Origin of the sequence: Tropicibacter sp. Alg240-R139, assembly GCF_900537075.1 — a bacterium.
GTDB lineage: Bacteria > Pseudomonadota > Alphaproteobacteria > Rhodobacterales > Rhodobacteraceae > Falsiruegeria.
In genome coordinates this window covers 491,584-509,469 of the sequence record NZ_UNRA01000002.1, presented here as the reverse complement: position 1 = coordinate 509,469, position 17,886 = coordinate 491,584, and the positions used below count along the sequence as shown (strand labels likewise).

The window sequence follows — 17,886 nt, the reverse complement described above, 5'->3', positions numbered from 1 at the left end:
TCCTACAGCACATCGTCGATTACAAAGCTGCGGCCGTTGTGCTCAAAACTTTCGCCTGCCTTGGCCCCCGCCATCGCCTTGTAGATCGGGCTTTGCGGAGAAATTCCCATATAGGTCACCCCGCCCACCTCGAACCGCGTGGTTGAGACAGCGATAATAAAATTGCGCTTGTTGAATGACACCAGCGCCCCCGGTCCCACCATTTCTGTCAACGCAAAATCCATGTTTTCAATCACGTCAATCTTGGCGTGATGCGTCTGCACCGGCGTATCAAATGCCGCCGCCAGATCCGCATTCTCGCGCGCGGCCACCAGATCGTCCTTGTCGTGGGTTTCGCGGTCATCCATCTGGGACTCCTGCAAGAACGCCTCATAGTGCGCGATCGCGGTAGCAAGTTCCGCCTCTTCCATCGACAGCAGCTTATCGTGAACGGCCTGTTTCAGTGCTGCGCGGTCGTTGATCATGGCAGTCTCCCTAGAATCCATTGCGGTCATAATATGCGGTATTGTGAACCCAATGTGCCTTGATCCAAGTCAGATGAGCAAGCCCGCTGCGCCTTCGTGCCTGAGCAGAGCCACTTTCATCTCGACCCCACCCTTGCCGGAAAACCCTGTCAGCCCTTTGGCTCCCATTACACGGTGGCAAGGAATGATTACGGGGATCGGATTGCCTCCGCATCCCTGCCCCACGGATTGGGCAGAATACCCCAGTTCCTTGGCCAGTTCGCCATAGGTACGGGTATAACCGAACGGAATGGCCAGCATGGCGTCACAAACATCACGCTGCATCTGCGAACCTTCGACCCGAAGCGGCAGATCAAAACCTTCTAGTTTGCCCGCGTCGTACGCCACGATTTGCGCCGCAGCCTCAGACATCAGCGGCGTGATCTCACCCTCGTCTTCGCCATCCCAAACCAACTTGGTTATGGCGCTGTCGTCTTCGACGATCCCAAGACGCCCGAATTTTGTATCAACTGCAATCATCGCCATGCGGGCACGGTTCCAGAACCGTGACTCCGGCGCAAGTCAATTTCCAAAATCCGCCCATTTTGGCAAAACGGTGACTTTTAGTTTGCGATCCATCATCTGCATACCTACCTAAGCAGTGGGAACAGGCGACCTCACGGAACCAACGAGAAGGGTCGCAAAAACATGACGTACTCAAACGCACTCCGCCTTGGCGCGGTTTGTCTGGCATTTTCATATCAGTCGGCATGGGCCGAAGCCCCGCCTCAGGTCAATCAAGTCGAGTTGAACCGGCTTTTGGCCGAAGACCGACTGACCGCCTTTGAACACGCCTTTGAGGCCGGGGATGAGATCACCGAGGCCACCTATACACTCAAGGACGGCGCAGGTGCCGCCGTGGCAGCGGGCCAGAGTTTCACCCGCCTGCCGCGTGCAGATCTGACCGGGACCGGCGAATGGGCAATGCACTTCCCAACGCGCGAAGGCGGGCCACAGGCGCAATCCTGTATCGCGTGTCACGCCGCGCCGCTGGCCAATGGCGCGGGACCGATGGCGGTGAACGTGGCGGTTGATCCATTGCATACTGGCGATCCGTCGCAGTTCCTCGAACGCAATACGCTGCATCTCTTTGGTCTTGGCGCGGTGCAGCGCGTGGCCGAAGAGATGACGATGGACTTGCACGCCATTGCCCTGTTGGCAGCCGATCAGGCCTGTGCAGATCAGGCTCCGGTCACGTTGGACCTGACGACAAAGGGCGTCGGGTTTGGCAATATCTCTGCCCAGCCCGAGGGGGGCGGTGATGCTTGCACGGCAAAGCTTGATCGCTCACAAATCAAAGGCGTCGACCCCGATCTGGTTGTGCGCATGTTCGGGTGGAAGGGTAATCATTCCACCCTGCGCGCTTTCGCCCGCAACGCCGCGCATAACGAGATGGGGCTGCAGGCCGTGGAGTTGGTCGGTCAAAAGGACGGCGATTACGACGGCGTGACCGAAGAGCTGAGCATCGGCGATCTGACGGCGGTGACGATCTATATGGCAGCCTTAGAACGTCCCACGTCATTGCTGGAACTGGCTGACCTTGGTCTGCACGACTTGACGAAGGATGAACGCGCACGGATCGAACGAGGACAAGAACGGTTGGCCCAAGCGCAATGCACCGCGTGCCACGTGCCAAGCTTGCCGATTGAAAGTGCCCGCTTTTCAGAACCAAGCGCCGTGCCGGGATTTGCCGAGGATAGTCTGCCCGACGGATCAGATGCCATGGCTCAGGGACTATATGCGCAAATGCCGCTGTGGTTCGACCTGACCTCGGATCAGCCGAACAACCGAATCGACCAAGCGGACGGGACCGTGGTTCAGTTGGGCAGCTTCCCCAAGCGGGGTGCTACCGGTGCAACACTCACATGGTATTCTGATTTTCGCCGTCACGACATGGGGCCGGGTCTTGCTGATCCAGTGGATGCCTTTGGCTTTGGCGCGTCGGTCTGGCCGACCCGGTCGCTGGCGGGTGTTGGGTCAACCGGGCCATGGCTGCACAACGGGCATGCCACCACGCTAAGGGATGCGATCACGGCCCATGGGGGTGACGCGATGGTCAGCAAACAGGCGTTTCTTGCGATGGAATCCCCGGAACAGGAAGAACTAATCGCCTTTCTTGAAAACCTGGTGATCGTGAACCTCGACCCCGAAGAAGAAGGCCACTAAGCACTCTGACCCTGGTCGACCGGGGTCGGGTTACAGGCGCAGGGCTTTTACGGTGTTTGGACAATCCTTGAGCGCGTCATAGCCGACCGTGTCTTCGGCCATCAAAAGCGCGTTCAGGATTGCTTCCTCCGCCGTCTCGATCACCGCTTCAAACAGGGGCGAGCAGGCGTCGTTCCCTAGTGACTCTCCCTTGTTCATAGAAAACGCCAAAGCATAGTCGCCCGACCCGTTTGACAGGGCCGAACCGATCCGGGCTAAACCGGCGAAACTGCGGGTCGCGAGACGGGTCAGGTTGCGGGCGCACATCGGCGCATCTGTCGCGATGATCAGAACGATTGAACCATCCGCGTCCGCCTCGGAGGTATCCGAAACATCGCGACCATCCACACGCAGCGTACCGCCAAAATTCGACTGCACAAGAACACCGACACAATGATCACCGACAACACGCGATGACGTCCCGATCCCACCTTTGAGACCAAAAGAGATCGTACCGGTCCCGGCCCCAACGCAGCCTTCGGCCACAGGACCTCTGCTTGCGGTGTCCAGCGCCTGACGCATCTCGGCGATGGTTGGACGCGCGGCGCGGATGTCGTTCAGGCGACCATCGTTGGTTTCGCCCACCACCGCGTTGATCGAGGTCGCCAGCGCGTTGCCAGGTTGCGCCAGCGTGTGCTGCACCAACGCCTCGATCCCGCGACCAACGGACAGGGTGTTGCTTAGCAGAATGGGCGTTTCCAGCTCGCCCAGTTCCTGCACCTGCGTGGCGCCTGCAAATTTGCCGAACCCGTTCAGCACCGACAGACCCGCGCGGGGTCGGTCAGCGAAGACGTTGCCGGGATGCGGCAGGATGGCGGTCGCACCTGTGCGGGTGCGCGCGCCTTCGTTCAGGGTTACATGGCCAACAGCCACCTGCCCCACATCCGTGATCGCGTTCATCGGACCGGGCAGAAACCGCCCGATCGCCAACCCAAGATCACGGGCGCGCGGCATCTCAGCTCAGCGCCTCGTCACAGCGACCGCAGACACCTGCATGGCTGTGGCCCCCCACATCTGGCAGGATTTTCCAGCAGCGCTGACATTTGGCGCCATCGGCCTTTTCGAAAACGACTGCAACACCATCAATTTCCGGCACACGGAACGCCTCGGCTGGGGACGGATCACCGGTGATGGTCAGACCGGAGGTGATGCACAGGTCATCGACATCAAACGTCGCCAGCAGGTCACGGATTTCTGCGTCTTCGATATGGACAACAGGTGCTGCCTCAAGGCTGGACCCGATCACCTTTTCGCGGCGCTGGATTTCCAACGAGGCGGTTACGGCGCGGCGCACGCGGCGCACTTTGGCCATGTTGGCTTCCAGATCCGCATCACGCCAAGCGGCGGGCGTATCCGGGAAGTCGACCAGGTGGACCGAGCTGTCGTCTCCCGGGAAGCGTTCCAGCCAAACCTCTTCCATGGTGAACACCAGAACCGGCGCGAGCCATGTGGTCAGGCGATGGAACACGATGTCCAGAACCGTGCGTGTCGAGCGACGGCGTAGATTGTCGCCATCGCAGTACAGCGCATCCTTGCGGATATCGAAGTAGAAGGCCGACAGGTCGACAGTCGCAAAGTTAAAGATCGCGCTGAACACACCCTGGAAATCAAACGCGCCGTAGCCCTTGCGCACCTGTTCATCCAGCTCGGCCAGACGGCTGAGCACCCAGCGTTCCAGACGCGGCATGTCAGCCGGTTCCACCCGATCAGCCTCGGTAAAGTCGGCGAGCGATCCCAACATGAAACGCATAGTATTGCGCAGGCGGCGATAGCTGTCGGCAGTGCCTTTCAGGATTTCCGGCCCGATCCGTTGATCGGCGGTGTAATCGGTCTGCGCCACCCACAGGCGCAGGATGTCGGCGCCGTATTGCTTGATGACCGCGTCTGGCACGATGGTGTTGCCTAGCGATTTGGACATCTTCATGCCCTTCTCGTCCAGCGTGAACCCATGCGTCACCACGTTGCGATAAGGCGCGCGGCCCTTGGTGCCACAGGCCTGCAGCAGCGACGAGTGGAACCAACCGCGGTGCTGGTCGGTACCTTCCATATAGACATCAGCGATGCCGTCCTCGGTCCCGTCTTCGCGGTCGCGCAGTACAAAGGCGTGGGTCGAACCGGAATCGAACCATACATCCAGCACGTCGAATACCTGATCATAGGCCGCCGGGTCGGCGATGCCGTCCAGAACCTTGGACTTGAACCCATCCTCGTACCAGACATCGGCGCCGTGTTCTTTGAACTCGGCCTTGATGCGGGCGTTCAGGTCAGCGTTGCGCAGCAAGTAATCGGCGTCGGTGGGCAGTGCCCCCTTCTTGGTGAAGCAGGTGAGCGGCACGCCCCAGGCGCGCTGACGCGACAGAACCCAATCCGGACGATCCTCGATCATCGAGAACAGGCGGTTGCGGCCCCGCTGCGGGGTCCATTTCACCAGCTCGTCGATTGAGCGCAGCGCACGTTCGCGGATGCTGTCACCCATCTCGCCCATGCCATCGTCCAGCTTGCGATCAACGGACGCAAACCACTGCGGCGTGTTGCGATAGATGATCGGCGCTTTGGACCGCCACGAGTGCGGATAGGAGTGCTTGATCTTACCACGCGCCAGCAACCCGCCAACCTCGACCAGCTTGTCGATGACTGTCTTGTTGGCATCACCCTCGCCGCCCTTGCGGGACAGGATGAACTTGCCACCAAAGAACGGCAAATCAGCACGGAAAGAGCCATCGTCCATCACGTTGTAGGTGATGACCTGCTCAAGCATGCCCAGATCACGGTAAAGCTCGAATTCTTCCATACCGTGACTTGGCGCACAGTGCACAAAGCCGGTGCCTTCGGTGTCGGTTACAAAATCAGCGGCGCGGAAGTCGCGGATATCGTCCCATTCGCCATTGCCGCCTTCGGTGCCGTGCAGGGGATGCGCCAGACCGACGCCCTCCAGATCAGCGGCGGGCACATCAGCCACACGAGCCCACTGGTCATCATCCAGACGCGCGCGGCGGAACACATCCGCCGCCAGGTTGTCGGCCAAGATGTACTTGTCGCCGACGCTCACCCAGCATTCTTCGGGCGTACCAGCCACTTCGTAAAGGCCATAAGCGATGTCCTGACCATAAACGACCGCCTTGTTGGACGGGATCGTCCAAGGGGTCGTTGTCCAGATCACGACATGCGCACCTGCCAGCTTGTGGTCAGAGGGTTCAGCAACCTTGAACTTCACCCAGATAGTGAAGCTTTCCTTGTCGTGGTATTCGACCTCGGCTTCGGCCAGCGCTGTCTTTTCGATGGGCGACCACATGACGGGTTTTGAGCCCTGGTACAAAGTCCCGTTCATCAGGAACTTCATGAACTCATCCGCGATCACGGCCTCGGCGTCATAGGCCATTGTCAGATACGGATCGGCCCAGTTGCCGGTGATGCCGATGCGCTTGAACTCTTCGCGCTGGATGCCCACCCATTCGTCGGCAAAGGCACGGCATTCGCGGCGGAAATCCACCACGTTCACTTCGTCCTTGTTCTTGCCCTTCTTGCGGTACTGTTCCTCGATCTTCCATTCGATCGGCAGACCGTGGCAGTCCCAGCCCGGCACATAGCGCGCGTCGTTCCCCATCATCTGGTGGGAACGCACGATCATGTCCTTGATGGTCTTGTTCAGCGCGTGGCCGATGTGCAGGTGGCCGTTCGCGTAAGGAGGACCATCGTGCAGGATAAAGGGCTTACGCCCCTGTTTTTCCCGCAGGCGGTCATATACGCCGATCTGCTCCCAACGTTCCAGCCATGCGGGCTCGCGTTTGGGCAGGCCTGCGCGCATGGGGAAATCGGTCTTGGGCAGGTTCAGCGTGTCTTTGTATTCAGGAGTATCGGTTGTCTTGTCGGAGCACATGTGTGGCGTCCTTTGGGTATCGTCGTGGCGTGTATGGATCGAAGCGGTCAGTGCGAATTCTCAAGCACCTTTGCCCGGCGTCTCAAGGGGTCAGAGCGCCGGGGATATAATTCGAATAATGATGAGGCTCAGATGGCTCATGCGGGCCTTATAGGACGGCGACCGAACGGCGTAAAGCATGGACCTGTGAACTATCGCCGCTGGTGCCTCTAATTCAACTTGAAGCGGAGTGGTGCTAAAGATAGTCAGCCTCAAAATCAAATTGAGGACCAAAATGAAAAGAACAACTATCTGGCCGGTGGTCGCTGCCGTGATCCTTAGCCTTAGCGGATGTTCGGTGCCCCAATCCGGTGGCATTGACGGGGATGGCCCGTCCTCGGATGTCACGCTGACGGCTGACGGCACAGCCAGGCAGCCGATTGCGTTTCTCCCGACCGAGATCAAATTGTCGAGCGGTGAACTCGACGACGCCGAAGCGAAACGCAAGAAAGCAACCTGTACCCTGGCCAGTTCGGCATTCACGGCACAGGCAAAAATCCCGGCACGGCTGAGTTTGCCGACTTATGGTAAATCCACCCCCGAGATGACGATCACCTGCGATGTGGATGGAGATACCGTCACGCAGACAGCCAAGCCCGTGAACCTGACGGTTCAAGCCTATCAGGCTCAGGCAGCGGGCCATATGTTGATCGGCTTCGGGCTTGTTGGCGCGGCTATAAGCGGCACACAATCAGCCAACCGGGACAAGTCAAAGGACGTTTGGGGATACTCCAACGTCATTCAGGTCCAATACTGATAAAAGTTCTGGCAAGTGGTATCCCGCTTGCCAGAGCCGTTGCCATTCTCAGGTGCCCGACTTTGAAAACAACCCGCTCAAAGCACCCTTTACGATTCCCCGAACGGATGGGCGGTGACGCTTGGAAAAGGGCAGCGGGCGGCAGACCTCCATCGCGGCGACGCCGACGCGGGCGCTCAGCGCGCCGTTGACCAGCCCCTCGCCAAAGCGGCGGGACAGTTTGCTCAGGATCGAGCCACCTAAAATGGGTTCAAGCAGGTCATCACCCACAGCAACCGCCCCGGTGGCCACCAAATGCGAGAACACAGCTCGAGTCAGCCGCCAACTGCCAAAGAACCCAGCCTGCCCGCCATAGATCTCGGCCACGCGACGGATCATGCGCAAGGATGCGGCCAATGCAGTCAGCACATCGGCCAGCGCCATTGGAACAAGCGCCGTGACGGTGGCGACCTGCCGGGCAGCGACTTCGACTTCGCGTTTTGCGGCGGCATCAAGCGGCGCCAGCATCTCATCCTCGAGCAATCCCAGCAGGCTAGAGGCGTCGAACTGCTCATCCATTCGCTCGGCAACACGATCCCGGCCCCAACGCACCTCGTCCCGGTCACGGTAGAAGGCAAGCAAACGAGTGGACACATCCTTGGCCTGACTCAATTCGCCACTGCTCAACGCCTCGCCCGCCGCGCGGCGCAACCCGTCCACACGAGACAGGCGGCCAATCGCGGCCAGTTCCTTGATGACGATCACCAACGTCACCAGAACCAGTGCACCCATCAGGCCAGTTACCGCCCAGCCCAGAAGCGGTACGCGCGCGATCAGAGAGGTCACGAAATCCCAAGCCGCGACCGAGATCACGGCACCCAGAACCGATAGCGTCAGCGCCCAAAACCATTTCGCCAACCGCGATGGCTTGCGCGCGGCGACTCTGGCCGCCATCTGCATCGCCTGCCCTGTTGGCGCGGCAATATCCGGCACCGGCGGCGCGTCTGCCACAGATGTTGCGGGTTCTTGTTCTAGGTCGATGACGATCGGGCCTTTGGTCATACGTAGGGTTCTTTCCTGTCTGCCTTGATCCATACGTAGGTGACGTCGGGCAGGTTTTCATCATTGCCCGCCCCGCCGCTGCGGGCGCTTTCGACAAACCCCTCGCGCCGATAGAACCGTTGAGCGCCGTGATTGGCCTCGAATGTTTTCAACTCTAGGCGGGGGCAGGCAGATTTGGCTTTGGCCAATAATTGCGGCCCGATACCGCGGCGGCGGCCCTTGTGTGACAGATAAAGAGAGCAGATCTCCTGTCTATCCCGCGCCATGAAACCCTCAACCTGCCCGCCGACCTCGGCCACGGTAACCCAGCCCCGGTCGATCATAGTGCCGCAAAAGCTGATGGTTTCCGCCAGCGTGTGCAATTCAGGCATCCAGTCGTTGTCCTGCGAGAACTGGTGCAGGATCTCTCCGGTTGTGCCGGCGTCAGTGGGTCTGGCTGGTCGGATCATCGCCATCACAACCGGTCCCCGATCAGGAACTGCGCCGCGCGATCAAGGCGAATGTGTGGTGGCCCGTCACCGGGTTTCAACGTCAGCGACGCTGGCGCAAAGGCCATCGCCTGATAGTCGCCATCCAACCAACCCTCGGCCCCGTCGCGCGCGGGTTTCAACAAATGCGTGGGATCGTCGGGCAAAGCGCCGGGGTAAAGCGCGGCCTGCTTACCGGTGTTCAGCAGGGTTCCGCGCACGCAAGGCAGCTCTTGCCCGTTGTGGGGGTGCATTTCCTCGGTCGTTGCCCGCAGGGATGCCAAGGACAACGCGGCAGTCTCGGCCCCTGCAAACTGTGCCCGGTCGCGGGCGTCGCGGATCAGCGCCTCCATGATCGCGGTCAGTTGCGGGTGCTGCAGGTGATGCAAATGATCGGCCTTGGTGGCCGCAAACAGGATCTTTTCCACCCGCTTGCCCATCAGCAGACTGGTAAGCCAGGCGTTGCGGCCTGGTCGAAAGCTAGTGAGAATATCGGCCAGCGCATGGCGCATATCCTCGACCGCCTTGGGGCCTTTGCTGATCGCACCCAAGGTGTCGACCAGCACGACCTGCCGGTCAATGCGCGAAAAATGATCGCGAAAAAAGGGTTTGACCACCTGCGCCTTGTAGGCTTCGAACCGGCGTTCCATTTCGCGGTGCAGGCTTCGACGCGACGACGGGCCTTGCACGGGCAGCGGCGCGAAGGTCAGCACCGGCGAGCCCGCTAGATCGCCCGGCAACAGGAAGCGTCCTGGCGTGCAATCGTAATATCCTGTGTCGCGCGCGGCGTTGAGATAGGCGGCAAAGCTCTGCGCCAGGGTTTGCGCGAGGGGTTCGTCATGGGCGGCTTCAGGGTCGATGCCATCCACGGCGTTCATGTAGTCTGCGGCACAGCGCCGGCCCGCGATCCGTTCCAAAGTCTCGCGGGACCAATCGTCAAAGCTACGGTCCAGCAGGGCCAGATCCAGCAGCCATTCACCGGGGTAATCCACGATGTCCAGATGCACAGTGCGTGGCCCTTGCAAGCCTGACAGCAACCCAGTGGGTCGAACCCTAAGAGACAGGCGCAGCTCGGAAATCGCGCGGGTGCTGTCGGGCCAATGGGGCGACGGACCGGACAGGGCACCCAGATGTGTTTCATAATCGAACCGCGGCACCGTGTCGTCAGGCTGCGGTTGCAGGTATGTAGCCTCAATCCGGCCCTCTTGCGCAGCGACAAGCCCCGGCATCCGGCCCCGATCCAACAAATTTGCCACCAGCGAGGTGATGAACACCGTCTTGCCCGACCGCGCCAAGCCGGTGACGCCCAGACGGATGACCGGTTCAAATAGCGCCTCGGACACAGTGTCGCCGACATTTTCGACGCTGCGCACCACGCGATCCGCCAGAGTAGAGATGACCAAACTTATGCCCTGCCCAAATTGCTTTGCTCCAAGATAGGGAGCCTGCCCGGCGCTGACTAGACTTGTCGCACAAGGCGCGCTACTGCCCGACGCCATGTCACGTTATGCATTGAAAGTCGAATATCAGGGCGCGCCTTTTGCCGGATGGCAGCGGCAAAAGGATCAGCCGTCGGTTCAGGGCGCCATCGAGGCTGCGCTGGCGCGGCTGGAACCCGGCCCCCACACAATTGCTGCTGCGGGCCGCACCGATGCGGGCGTGCATGGGTTGGGACAAGTGGCGCATTGTGATCTGACCAAGGACTGGGACCCCTTCCGTTTGTCCGAAGCGTTGAATTATCACCTGAAACCTCAGCCCGTCGCCATTGTCTCGGCTGCGCCGGTGGACGACGACTGGCATGCACGGTTCTCGGCCGTTGAGCGGCAGTATCTGTTCCGCATCCTGCAACGTCGCGCGCCGGAAACCCACAACAAGGGGCAGGTCTGGCGGGTCAATCAACGACTGGACATTGACGCCATGCGTGAAGGCGCAGCGCATTTGATCGGGCGGCATGACTTCACGACGTTCCGATCAACCATCTGCCAGGCCGCAAGCCCGGTCAAAACATTGGATGAGCTGCGCATCGAAAAGGTTCAGGGCTTCTCGGGGTCTGAGATCCATTTTCACGTGCGCGCCCGATCTTTCCTGCACAATCAGGTACGCAGTTTCGTCGGTACGCTAGAACGTGTCGGCGCCAAGAGCTGGTCACCTGAAGATGTTAAGGCGGCGTTGGAAGCTTGTGATCGAGCGGCCTGCGGCCCGGTCTGTCCGCCACAGGGGCTGTATCTGGCGCGCGTTGGCTACCCGAACGATCCGTTCATTTGATCGGGTGCAGCACCAGGGTTTGCAGGGCAACGCCAATTGGCCCTTTGGTGTCGTAAAGGGTCGAATGGGACATCCCAACGCCATTGTCGTGCCAATGAGAGACCGAATCTGACGCCAGCCAGTCGCTTTCCGGTTCGCGATGCACCTGCAACGTCAGATCAGTGTTCATAAACCCAATCATCCGGGGCACTTCGTTCATCGACAGCCCATTGCCGCAATCAGCCAGAGCACAGACTGACTGAATCGGGTTCTGATCTTCGCCCGTGATCAGCTTGGGCACACGGACCCAGACTGTTTTAGGGCCAGGTCCCTGTGATTGGCCTTTGGGAAACGCCATTTCCGTAAAGTTACCAAACATGGGTTTATCGTGGATGCCTGCGATCAGGATGGACTCACCCGGTTCGGCATCTTCAAATCGGGGGCTTTGGACCGTTGCGGTCGGCACATCCGACAATGTCTTACGTACCAAATGCATGGTTGTGGCCGTTGCGCAGACGGTGCCGTCCTCGGCCACGACCTCGATCCGCGTGGTCGTGAGCGTGCGCGAGTCGCGCAACACCTCTGCGTTGATCCGCAAACCGAACAAGGGCACCGGGCGCAACACGTCGATGGTTAGTCGAGTGAGCATTTTGGTTGGACCCGCCGCCGCTTCGGCCGCGCGCACCACTAGGCCCGAAACCGGGCCTGCGTGACAATGATCGGGGGACCAGGGGCCGCGGGCGGGATCGTTTCCGTTAAACGATCCGTCCGCGGCCATCCTGAAATACGACAGATCCCGCATAAGGCCTCAGACTTTTTCCTGCGTGTACTGGCGCAGTTCGCTCCGGGCCACTTGGCGACGGTGCACCGCATCGGGGCCATCGGCCAGACGCAGGGTCCGTACATGTGTCCAGGCAATGGCCAGCGGCGTGTCCTGGCTGACGCCTTGGCCACCAAACATCTGCACAGCCTCGTCAATCACCTTAAGCGCAACGCGGGGCGCCACGACCTTGATCTGGCTGATCCACGGTGCAGCCGCACGCGCGTCGCCCTGATCCATATACCATGCCGCCTTGAGGCACAGCAGACGGGCCATTTCGATCTCCATCCGGCATTCGGCGATGATGTCATAGTTGGCACCCAGCTGGGCCAGCTTCTTGCCGAACGCCTCGCGTTGCAACGAGCGTTTGCACATGCGTTCCAGCGCGATCTCGGCCTGACCAATAGCGCGCATGCAGTGGTGAATGCGGCCCGGCCCAAGGCGGCCTTGGGCAATTTCGAATCCGCGCCCTTCGCCCAGCAGGATGCTGTTGGCGGGGACGCGCACATTTGTGAAACGGATGTGCATGTGGCCGTGGGGCGCATCGTCGTGGCCGTACACTTCCATCGGGCGCAGAATCTCGATACCTGGCGCATCCGCAGGCACCACGATCATCGACTGGCGCTTGTGTTTGGGCAGTTCGTCACCGCCCGTTTTCACCATCACAATGTAAACCTTACAGCGCGGATCACCGGCACCCGATGACCACCACTTCTCGCCGTTCAGGACATAATCATCGCCGTCCCGCACGCAGGCCATCGAAATGTTGGTCGCATCCGAGCTGGCAACATCAGGTTCGGTCATCAGGTAAGCCGAACGGATTTCACCTTCGAGCAGCGGCTTGAGCCACTGTTCCTTCATCGCTTCATTGCCGTAACGCTCGAATACTTCCATGTTGCCGGTGTCGGGGGCCGCGCAATTGAACACCTCGGCGCCCAAGGGCGTCTTACCCATCTGCTCGGCGAAGTAGGCATATTCGACGGTCGACAGGCCAAACCCTTTGTCGCTATCGGTCAGCCAAAAATTCCACAGCCCCTCGGATTTGGCCTTGGCCTTGAGCCCTTCAAGGATTTCGGTTTGACGCGCTGTGTATTGCCAGCGGTCTTCCTTGGCGATCTCGTCGTGGTACTCCTGTTCCAGCGGCATGATCTCGTCCCGGATCATTGCGGTGACGCGATCCAGCAGTTTGCGGTTTTCCTCCCGCATCGTGAAACTCATATCCATCGAAATCCTCCCCTGGCGCCATCGGGCCGATCACCGGATCGATACCTGCGCTGAAACTCTAGTCTTTACGTTTGGTCAAAGTGTGGCTTAGCTGCGCCGGGTAAGTCCAGCGGTGTGACGGCACGTCATCCAAAAGTTTGTCAGAAAGGGAATGAAATGGCTTTGTTGATTGATATCGGCATCAGCGGATGGATGACCGAGCAGGAGCTGGCCGATCAAGTCCGCGCTGCCATGCCCGAGGCAGACGTTCGGCTGAGCACGGATGTTGGCAACCCAGAAGACATTACCATGATGGCCGTGGTCAGCCTGAACGGTGACCGCCCAACGGAATTCCCGAACCTGCAGTTGGTGCAAAAGCTGGGTGCGGGGGTTGAAACCATCGTCAAACACCCCGGATTGCCTGATCATGTGCGCGTGACCCGCCTTAAACCCGACGCACCGGCCCGAGAGATCGCCGAATGGTTCCTCGCCTATATCCTGCGGGCGCAGCGCAATATGGACAAGCACGATTCTGATCAGGCGATCAGCACGTGGTCCCCGGTCGAACCGCGTTACACGCCGGATACTGTGGTCGGCGTTCTGGGATTGGGCCACATCGGCAGCCGGTCGGCATGCATGCTGCGGGATATCGGTTTTCAGGTCAAAGGTTGGAGCCGTTCGCCGAAAGACATCGAAGGTGTCGAATGCCACCACGGCTATGACGCTTTGCCCGGGCTTCTTGGTGCGTGCGATTTCGTCTGTGCCATTCTGCCATCGACCACCGAAACAATTGGCCTCTTCGACGGCGACCTGTTGGCGGCCATGAAGCCCGGCGCGCAGTTACTGAATGCCGGTCGCGGAGATTTGATTGTCGAGCCGGCCCTTATGGCCGCGCTGGACGCAGGACAGTTCGACTCGGCCGTTCTGGATGTTGTGAGTGAAGAGCCCTTGCCGTCTGACAACCCGCTCTGGACACACTCGAAGGTGGTGATCACACCGCATGTTTCAGGCTGGCATCTGGGGGAAGCACTAAAGGACGTCGCCGAGAATTACCGCCGACTGACCGCTGGAGAGCCCCTTCTACACGAAGTGGACCGTGACCGCGGCTACTGAATGAAACCGACCTGAACACTTACCCCCATTCGCCTTGATAACATTGCGGCAGACACCTGTTTCACCGTCACACAGTGATCGGCTATCTTAAGCGGTTGTATTGCACACTCAAGTTGCCACAAGCGCAACCGCAGGGCCGCGCCCTGCGCGGCGCTGCCCGGCCCAACGGGAGGTCGCCCGTCAGGGCAGAGCCGACGGGCGGGAGCCCTTTGAGATTTGGATCAACCGATGAAATCTTTGTACCTGGTTTCGTCCATGTAATCGTCCATAGGTGACAGGTCTGAAGGCTTTATCTTGAAAAACCACGCCTCGCCCATCGGGTCCTCGTTCACGCGGCCTGGTGCGTCCACCAAAGCTTCGTTGACCTCAACGATTTCGCCATCCAGAGGCGCAAGGATATCCGAAGCCGCCTTGACACTTTCGATGACGACCACCTCGTCATCCATTGACACTTCGGTACCTGCTTCGGGCAGTTCGATGAACACCACATCGCCCAACTGCTCGGCTGCATGTGCTGTGATTCCCACCACGATCAGGTCGCCCTCGGGCAGCAGCCACTCATGTTCTTCAGTAAACTTCATTTTGATCTTCCCTGTTGGTCTCCCCGGAAAAGCGCGCGGCCCTGCGTTCGGTGTCTTGGTTTTTGACACGCCACCTGTTTTCTTGCGTCGCTTTTGCACACCGTACTTGCGGTAAATCTAGCGGACAAGACTCAACCGTCCCAGCTCGTAGCTCTCCCGCCCGTCGTCGATGCCCTTAACGGAACATCTCCTCCCGTTGGGCCCGGCACATGCGGGCAAAGCCCGCATGTGCCGGACGCCCTTGGCAGCCAACAGGTCATGAAGTCAGTCAGCCGTGCGCTTGAAAGGTTGATTTTAGCACCCAGGCGCGTCAAGGCGTCAGCAACCAGGTCCCGTTGGCATCCTGGCACCACCGCGTGCGAATTTCGCGCGATTGCGTTGCTGCTTTGGGGAACACAAAATGCTGTAGATAAACACAGCTTCCTTGACGCGCCCGAAGCTTGACGGTTCCCTTGGAGCCCGAGTCCGGATTGTTCCAAGACAGCTGGCGCCCAACACTGGGAATCCCATTGGCGAACAGTTGATCCACTGTCGCCTGCATCACCTTGTAATCATCCGGCGTGAGCCCGATCTCGCTGATGATCCGCGACAACGATTTGGCTGACGCAACGTGTGCGCCCATCCCCAACATCGCTGAAAAGAAAACGACCGAAATCAAATACTTCATTGTTGCCTCAAACGCTCCTGGTGGTTCGATCACATCGAAAGTGATCGCCGAACACAGTTCTTGGGCTCATCGTTACACTGCCCGTGTCGGCTTGTCCAAACCCCGAAAAACAAATCTTCAAATTATCCAATAGAAAGCTATCCGATTAACCCGCCTTTCCAGCCAATCCCAGTTCCGCCCATAGTGCCAGCAACTCCTATTGACGAGGCTTACATGGCGCATCCCAAATACTACGCCCCTACCGGCGGTCACCCCGGACAAGAACAGCTATTGACCGATCGGGCCATGTTCACAACGGCCTATGCCGTTATCCCCAAGGGCACGATGCGCGACATCGTCACCAGCTTCCTACCGTTCTGGGACAAGACCCGTGTTTGGGTTCTTGCCCGTCCGATGAGCGGCTTTGCCGAAACCTTTTCGCATTACATCATGGAAGTTCAGCCGGGCGGCGGCAGCGAGCGCCCCGAGACGGATCCCAACGCCCAAGGGGTGCTGTTTGTCGTCGAGGGTGCCGTGACGCTGACAATCGAGCAAACCGATCATGTACTTGAACCGGGCGGGTATGCCTATCTGCCTGCCGGATGCGAATGGCACCTTAAGAACCACACCGGACCGGCCGCACGCTTTCATTGGATTCGCAAGGCGTACCAGGCGGTTGACGGCATCGCGCGGCCAGAGCCATTTGTTACCCGCGAACAGGACGTCGCCCCGCGCGAGATGCCGGGAACTGAAGGGCGCTGGTCCACCACGCGTTTTGTTGACCCCGAAGACCTGCGCCATGACATGCATGTCAACATCGTCAATTTCCTGCCCGGTGGCGTCATCCCCTTTGCGGAAACCCATGTAATGGAACACGGACTCTATGTGCTCGAGGGCAAGGCAGTGTATCGCCTGAATCAGGACTGGGTCGAGGTCGAGGCAGGCGACTATATGTGGCTGCGCGCTTTCTGCCCTCAGGCCTGTTATGCCGGCGGCCCCGAACGGTTCCGCTATCTGTTGTACAAAGACGTCAATCGCCATATGCCACTGTCCCCTCCTCGCTAATACGCGCTTCGGGGGTTCACAGGCCGCGCGAAATTTGGTCAAACAGAGTCAACGCATTCAAAAAGACGGAGTTTGGTTAATGAAAATCCGCGCAACAGTTCCTGTTTTGCTGGCAGCGCTTGCTGTGGCGGGCTGCGAGGCCACCAATTTGACCAAGCCAGAGTACCCCACAAAATCCGTCGGTGTCATGAGCCGCACCTGGGAAGTGGTTCAGGTCGCGGACACGCCGGTCATTTACCGGGCGACCCGCGACTGGAACAACCTCAACCCCTATGGCCCGCCGCCGCGCCGCCGCAGCGTTCAAGCCGCTACCGCCATTCAACAGGCCACCGGGTGCCGTGTGATCTGGTCAACTATGTATGAAAAAATCACGGGCCAGTTCTATTCTCAGGTCAGTTGCCCACCGAGCACAGCCACCGGCGGTTAAACAGACGCCCCCATCGCCATCGACAAGGCCCGCGCGGCGGTCTTGACCGCTTGTGCCAATCCTTCGATGCTTTCATCTCTGACCCGACTTGTCGGGCCAGATACTGATATGCCTGCGACCGGCTCGCCAAAGGCATCGAACACCGGGGCTGCAATGCAGCGCATTCCGTCTGTTTTTTCATCCGCATCAAAGGCATACCCCCGACCTCTGCTGAGTTGCAGATTAGCTATCAAACTGTCCAGTTGCGTCAGGGTCTGCGTAGTGTAGGCCGTCAGGGGTTGCCTCGACAGTATTGCGTCACGCCGATCCTCAGCCATGAAGGCCAGCAACGCCTTACCGATCCCAGAGGCGTGCATTTCCGATACTGTACCGGGTGGGAAAAAGGCACGGATGTTGGAATGTGTTTCGACCTGGCTGACGAACAACACCTCGCCGTTGCGTTCGATGCCCAGATTTGCGGTCTCTCCTGTCTCTTGCATCAAGGCCCGCAGCACGGGCCGCGCCCGCTCAACCAAACTGGTTCGACGCAGGAATGTCGCGCCAATCAGGAAGGCTCCCGGCCCGACGCTCCACAATTGTGCGCGGTCGTCAAAATCAACAAGCTCGCGGTTCTGGAACGTCACCAGCACACGATAAACGGTTGCCGGGGATTGACCCAGATCTGACGCGAGATCGGTGAGCGTCACTGCCCCGAGTTCTCCCAGCCGCTGCAACACGACAATCGCACGATCCAGCGATTTAATCGTGTTTTGCTCGGTCTTGTTGTGCCAGCCACGCGGACGTCCACGAGAGCGTTTTTCAGTCGATTCCACAGGATCATTCATCTCGCAACCTCAAGAACGAAATATCATTTCATATTGTGAAAAATTTAACCTCCTGACAATAGGCATTTTTTTTA

Annotated in this window: 19 protein-coding genes; 7 read left to right on the top strand and 12 right to left on the bottom strand. The window is 59.4% G+C overall.

Features of this window, described 5'->3' with window-relative positions; all coding sequences use genetic code 11:
• Positions 1 to 2: 2 nt before the first annotated feature.
• Both G6R15_RS10060 and G6R15_RS10055 read right to left on the bottom strand, forming a co-directional pair.
• Positions 3 to 464, bottom strand: coding sequence for a hypothetical protein (locus G6R15_RS10060; protein WP_205520503.1), 462 nt, complete (start codon positions 462 to 464; stop codon positions 3 to 5).
• Between the two features lie 69 nt (positions 465 to 533).
• Positions 534 to 989, bottom strand: coding sequence for a methylated-DNA--[protein]-cysteine S-methyltransferase (locus tag G6R15_RS10055; RefSeq protein ID WP_164659727.1), 456 nt, complete (start codon positions 987 to 989; stop codon positions 534 to 536).
• A 162-nt stretch (positions 990 to 1,151) separates the two neighbouring features.
• On the opposite strand from G6R15_RS10055, the gene G6R15_RS10050 reads away from it, so the two are divergent.
• Positions 1,152 to 2,669 carry a di-heme oxidoredictase family protein gene (locus tag G6R15_RS10050; protein WP_164659726.1) on the top strand — a complete coding sequence of 506 codons (1,518 nt, stop codon included), beginning with the start codon at positions 1,152 to 1,154 and terminating at the stop codon, positions 2,667 to 2,669.
• A gap of 30 nt (positions 2,670 to 2,699) precedes the next feature.
• On the opposite strand, the gene G6R15_RS10045 is transcribed toward G6R15_RS10050, so the two are convergent.
• On the bottom strand, positions 2,700 to 3,662 hold the full coding sequence (locus tag G6R15_RS10045) for a P1 family peptidase (protein ID WP_164659725.1): 963 nt from the start codon (positions 3,660 to 3,662) through the stop codon (positions 2,700 to 2,702).
• A 1-nt stretch (position 3,663) separates the two neighbouring features.
• Positions 3,664 to 6,585 carry an isoleucine--tRNA ligase gene (gene ileS, locus G6R15_RS10040; protein ID WP_164659724.1) on the bottom strand — a complete coding sequence of 974 codons (2,922 nt, stop codon included), beginning with the start codon at positions 6,583 to 6,585 and terminating at the stop codon, positions 3,664 to 3,666.
• 274 nt (positions 6,586 to 6,859) lie between these two features.
• Here ileS and G6R15_RS10035 point away from each other — a divergent pair, with 274 nt between their 5' ends.
• Complete coding sequence (locus tag G6R15_RS10035; RefSeq protein ID WP_164659723.1) at positions 6,860 to 7,381, top strand: hypothetical protein; 522 nt, start codon at positions 6,860 to 6,862, stop codon at positions 7,379 to 7,381.
• A 48-nt stretch (positions 7,382 to 7,429) separates the two neighbouring features.
• Here the strand turns inward: G6R15_RS10035 and G6R15_RS10030 are convergent, their stop codons facing one another.
• From G6R15_RS10030 to G6R15_RS10020, 3 genes are read right to left on the bottom strand one after another with little or no spacing between them, the layout of a single operon-like run.
• On the bottom strand, positions 7,430 to 8,422 hold the full coding sequence (locus tag G6R15_RS10030) for a YcjF family protein (RefSeq protein WP_164659722.1): 993 nt from the start codon (positions 8,420 to 8,422) through the stop codon (positions 7,430 to 7,432).
• Positions 8,419 to 8,877: a GNAT family N-acetyltransferase gene (locus G6R15_RS10025; protein ID WP_164659721.1), complete on the bottom strand. Its 459-nt coding sequence runs from the start codon at positions 8,875 to 8,877 to the stop codon at positions 8,419 to 8,421. The genes G6R15_RS10030 and G6R15_RS10025 overlap by 4 nt, the downstream gene beginning before the upstream one ends.
• Positions 8,877 to 10,292 (bottom strand): YcjX family protein, encoded by a 1,416-nt coding sequence (locus G6R15_RS10020; RefSeq protein ID WP_164659720.1) that lies wholly within the window; start codon positions 10,290 to 10,292, stop codon positions 8,877 to 8,879. The genes G6R15_RS10025 and G6R15_RS10020 overlap by 1 nt, the downstream gene beginning before the upstream one ends.
• Before the next feature lie 94 nt (positions 10,293 to 10,386).
• Between G6R15_RS10020 and truA the strand changes: the two genes are divergently transcribed.
• Complete coding sequence (gene truA / locus G6R15_RS10015) at positions 10,387 to 11,154, top strand: tRNA pseudouridine(38-40) synthase TruA (RefSeq protein WP_164659719.1); 768 nt, start codon at positions 10,387 to 10,389, stop codon at positions 11,152 to 11,154.
• Here truA and G6R15_RS10010 read toward each other — a convergent pair.
• Both G6R15_RS10010 and G6R15_RS10005 read right to left on the bottom strand, forming a co-directional pair.
• The gene (locus G6R15_RS10010; RefSeq protein WP_164659718.1) at positions 11,147 to 11,935 is read right to left on the bottom strand and encodes a thioesterase family protein; all 789 of its coding nucleotides are present in this window, start codon (positions 11,933 to 11,935) and stop codon (positions 11,147 to 11,149) included. The two genes, truA and G6R15_RS10010, sit on opposite strands and share 8 nt — an antisense overlap.
• A gap of 6 nt (positions 11,936 to 11,941) precedes the next feature.
• Positions 11,942 to 13,177: an acyl-CoA dehydrogenase family protein gene (locus G6R15_RS10005; protein ID WP_164659717.1), complete on the bottom strand. Its 1,236-nt coding sequence runs from the start codon at positions 13,175 to 13,177 to the stop codon at positions 11,942 to 11,944.
• Between the two features lie 156 nt (positions 13,178 to 13,333).
• Here G6R15_RS10005 and G6R15_RS10000 point away from each other — a divergent pair, with 156 nt between their 5' ends.
• Entirely contained in the window at positions 13,334 to 14,269 is a 936-nt protein-coding gene (locus G6R15_RS10000; RefSeq protein ID WP_164659716.1) for a glyoxylate/hydroxypyruvate reductase A, read from the top strand.
• Positions 14,270 to 14,490: 221 nt separating this feature from the next.
• Here G6R15_RS10000 and gcvH read toward each other — a convergent pair whose 3' ends face one another.
• Both gcvH and G6R15_RS09990 read right to left on the bottom strand, forming a co-directional pair.
• Positions 14,491 to 14,850, bottom strand: a complete 360-nt coding sequence (gene gcvH / locus G6R15_RS09995) for a glycine cleavage system protein GcvH (RefSeq protein ID WP_164659715.1) — start codon at positions 14,848 to 14,850, stop codon at positions 14,491 to 14,493.
• A 310-nt stretch (positions 14,851 to 15,160) separates the two neighbouring features.
• Positions 15,161 to 15,442, bottom strand: a complete 282-nt coding sequence (locus G6R15_RS09990; RefSeq protein WP_240336725.1) for a hypothetical protein — start codon at positions 15,440 to 15,442, stop codon at positions 15,161 to 15,163.
• Here G6R15_RS09990 and G6R15_RS09985 point away from each other — a divergent pair.
• The 3 genes from G6R15_RS09985 (at position 15,429) to G6R15_RS09975 (ending at position 16,988) form a co-directional block, all read left to right on the top strand.
• On the top strand, positions 15,429 to 15,650 hold the full coding sequence (locus G6R15_RS09985) for a hypothetical protein (RefSeq protein WP_164659293.1): 222 nt from the start codon (positions 15,429 to 15,431) through the stop codon (positions 15,648 to 15,650). The two genes, G6R15_RS09990 and G6R15_RS09985, sit on opposite strands and share 14 nt — an antisense overlap.
• Positions 15,651 to 15,730: 80 nt before the next feature.
• Positions 15,731 to 16,561: a bifunctional allantoicase/(S)-ureidoglycine aminohydrolase gene (locus tag G6R15_RS09980; protein WP_164659713.1), complete on the top strand. Its 831-nt coding sequence runs from the start codon at positions 15,731 to 15,733 to the stop codon at positions 16,559 to 16,561.
• A 79-nt stretch (positions 16,562 to 16,640) separates the two neighbouring features.
• The gene (locus G6R15_RS09975; protein ID WP_164659712.1) at positions 16,641 to 16,988 is read left to right on the top strand and encodes a hypothetical protein; all 348 of its coding nucleotides are present in this window, start codon (positions 16,641 to 16,643) and stop codon (positions 16,986 to 16,988) included.
• Here the strand turns inward: G6R15_RS09975 and bhcR are convergent.
• Positions 16,985 to 17,812 carry an HTH-type transcriptional regulator BhcR gene (gene bhcR, locus G6R15_RS09970; protein ID WP_164659711.1) on the bottom strand — a complete coding sequence of 276 codons (828 nt, stop codon included), beginning with the start codon at positions 17,810 to 17,812 and terminating at the stop codon, positions 16,985 to 16,987. The two genes, G6R15_RS09975 and bhcR, sit on opposite strands and share 4 nt — an antisense overlap.
• Positions 17,813 to 17,886: the final 74 nt, after the last annotated feature.

Bases quoted from the DNA above. Each gene is read 5' to 3' on its own strand.
- G6R15_RS10005 (WP_164659717.1), bottom strand. From the start codon at position 13,177: ATGGATATGAGTTTCACGATGCGGGAGGAAAACCGCAAACTGCTGGAT.
- G6R15_RS10025 (WP_164659721.1), bottom strand. From the start codon at position 8,877: ATGGCGATGATCCGACCAGCCAGACCCACTGACGCCGGCACAACCGGA.
- gcvH (WP_164659715.1), bottom strand. From the start codon at position 14,850: ATGAAGTTTACTGAAGAACATGAGTGGCTGCTGCCCGAGGGCGACCTG.
- G6R15_RS09975 (WP_164659712.1), top strand. From the start codon at position 16,641: ATGAAAATCCGCGCAACAGTTCCTGTTTTGCTGGCAGCGCTTGCTGTG.
- ileS (WP_164659724.1), bottom strand. From the start codon at position 6,585: ATGTGCTCCGACAAGACAACCGATACTCCTGAATACAAAGACACGCTG.
- G6R15_RS10000 (WP_164659716.1), top strand. From the start codon at position 13,334: ATGGCTTTGTTGATTGATATCGGCATCAGCGGATGGATGACCGAGCAG.
- G6R15_RS10035 (WP_164659723.1), top strand. From the start codon at position 6,860: ATGAAAAGAACAACTATCTGGCCGGTGGTCGCTGCCGTGATCCTTAGC.
- bhcR (WP_164659711.1), bottom strand. From the start codon at position 17,812: ATGAATGATCCTGTGGAATCGACTGAAAAACGCTCTCGTGGACGTCCG.
- G6R15_RS10045 (WP_164659725.1), bottom strand. From the start codon at position 3,662: ATGCCGCGCGCCCGTGATCTTGGGTTGGCGATCGGGCGGTTTCTGCCC.
- G6R15_RS09985 (WP_164659293.1), top strand. From the start codon at position 15,429: ATGATCCGCGACAACGATTTGGCTGACGCAACGTGTGCGCCCATCCCC.
- G6R15_RS10010 (WP_164659718.1), bottom strand. From the start codon at position 11,935: ATGCGGGATCTGTCGTATTTCAGGATGGCCGCGGACGGATCGTTTAAC.
- G6R15_RS09980 (WP_164659713.1), top strand. From the start codon at position 15,731: ATGGCGCATCCCAAATACTACGCCCCTACCGGCGGTCACCCCGGACAA.
- G6R15_RS10060 (WP_205520503.1), bottom strand. From the start codon at position 464: ATGATCAACGACCGCGCAGCACTGAAACAGGCCGTTCACGATAAGCTG.
- G6R15_RS10030 (WP_164659722.1), bottom strand. From the start codon at position 8,422: ATGACCAAAGGCCCGATCGTCATCGACCTAGAACAAGAACCCGCAACA.
- G6R15_RS10055 (WP_164659727.1), bottom strand. From the start codon at position 989: ATGGCGATGATTGCAGTTGATACAAAATTCGGGCGTCTTGGGATCGTC.
- truA (WP_164659719.1), top strand. From the start codon at position 10,387: ATGTCACGTTATGCATTGAAAGTCGAATATCAGGGCGCGCCTTTTGCC.
- G6R15_RS10050 (WP_164659726.1), top strand. From the start codon at position 1,152: ATGACGTACTCAAACGCACTCCGCCTTGGCGCGGTTTGTCTGGCATTT.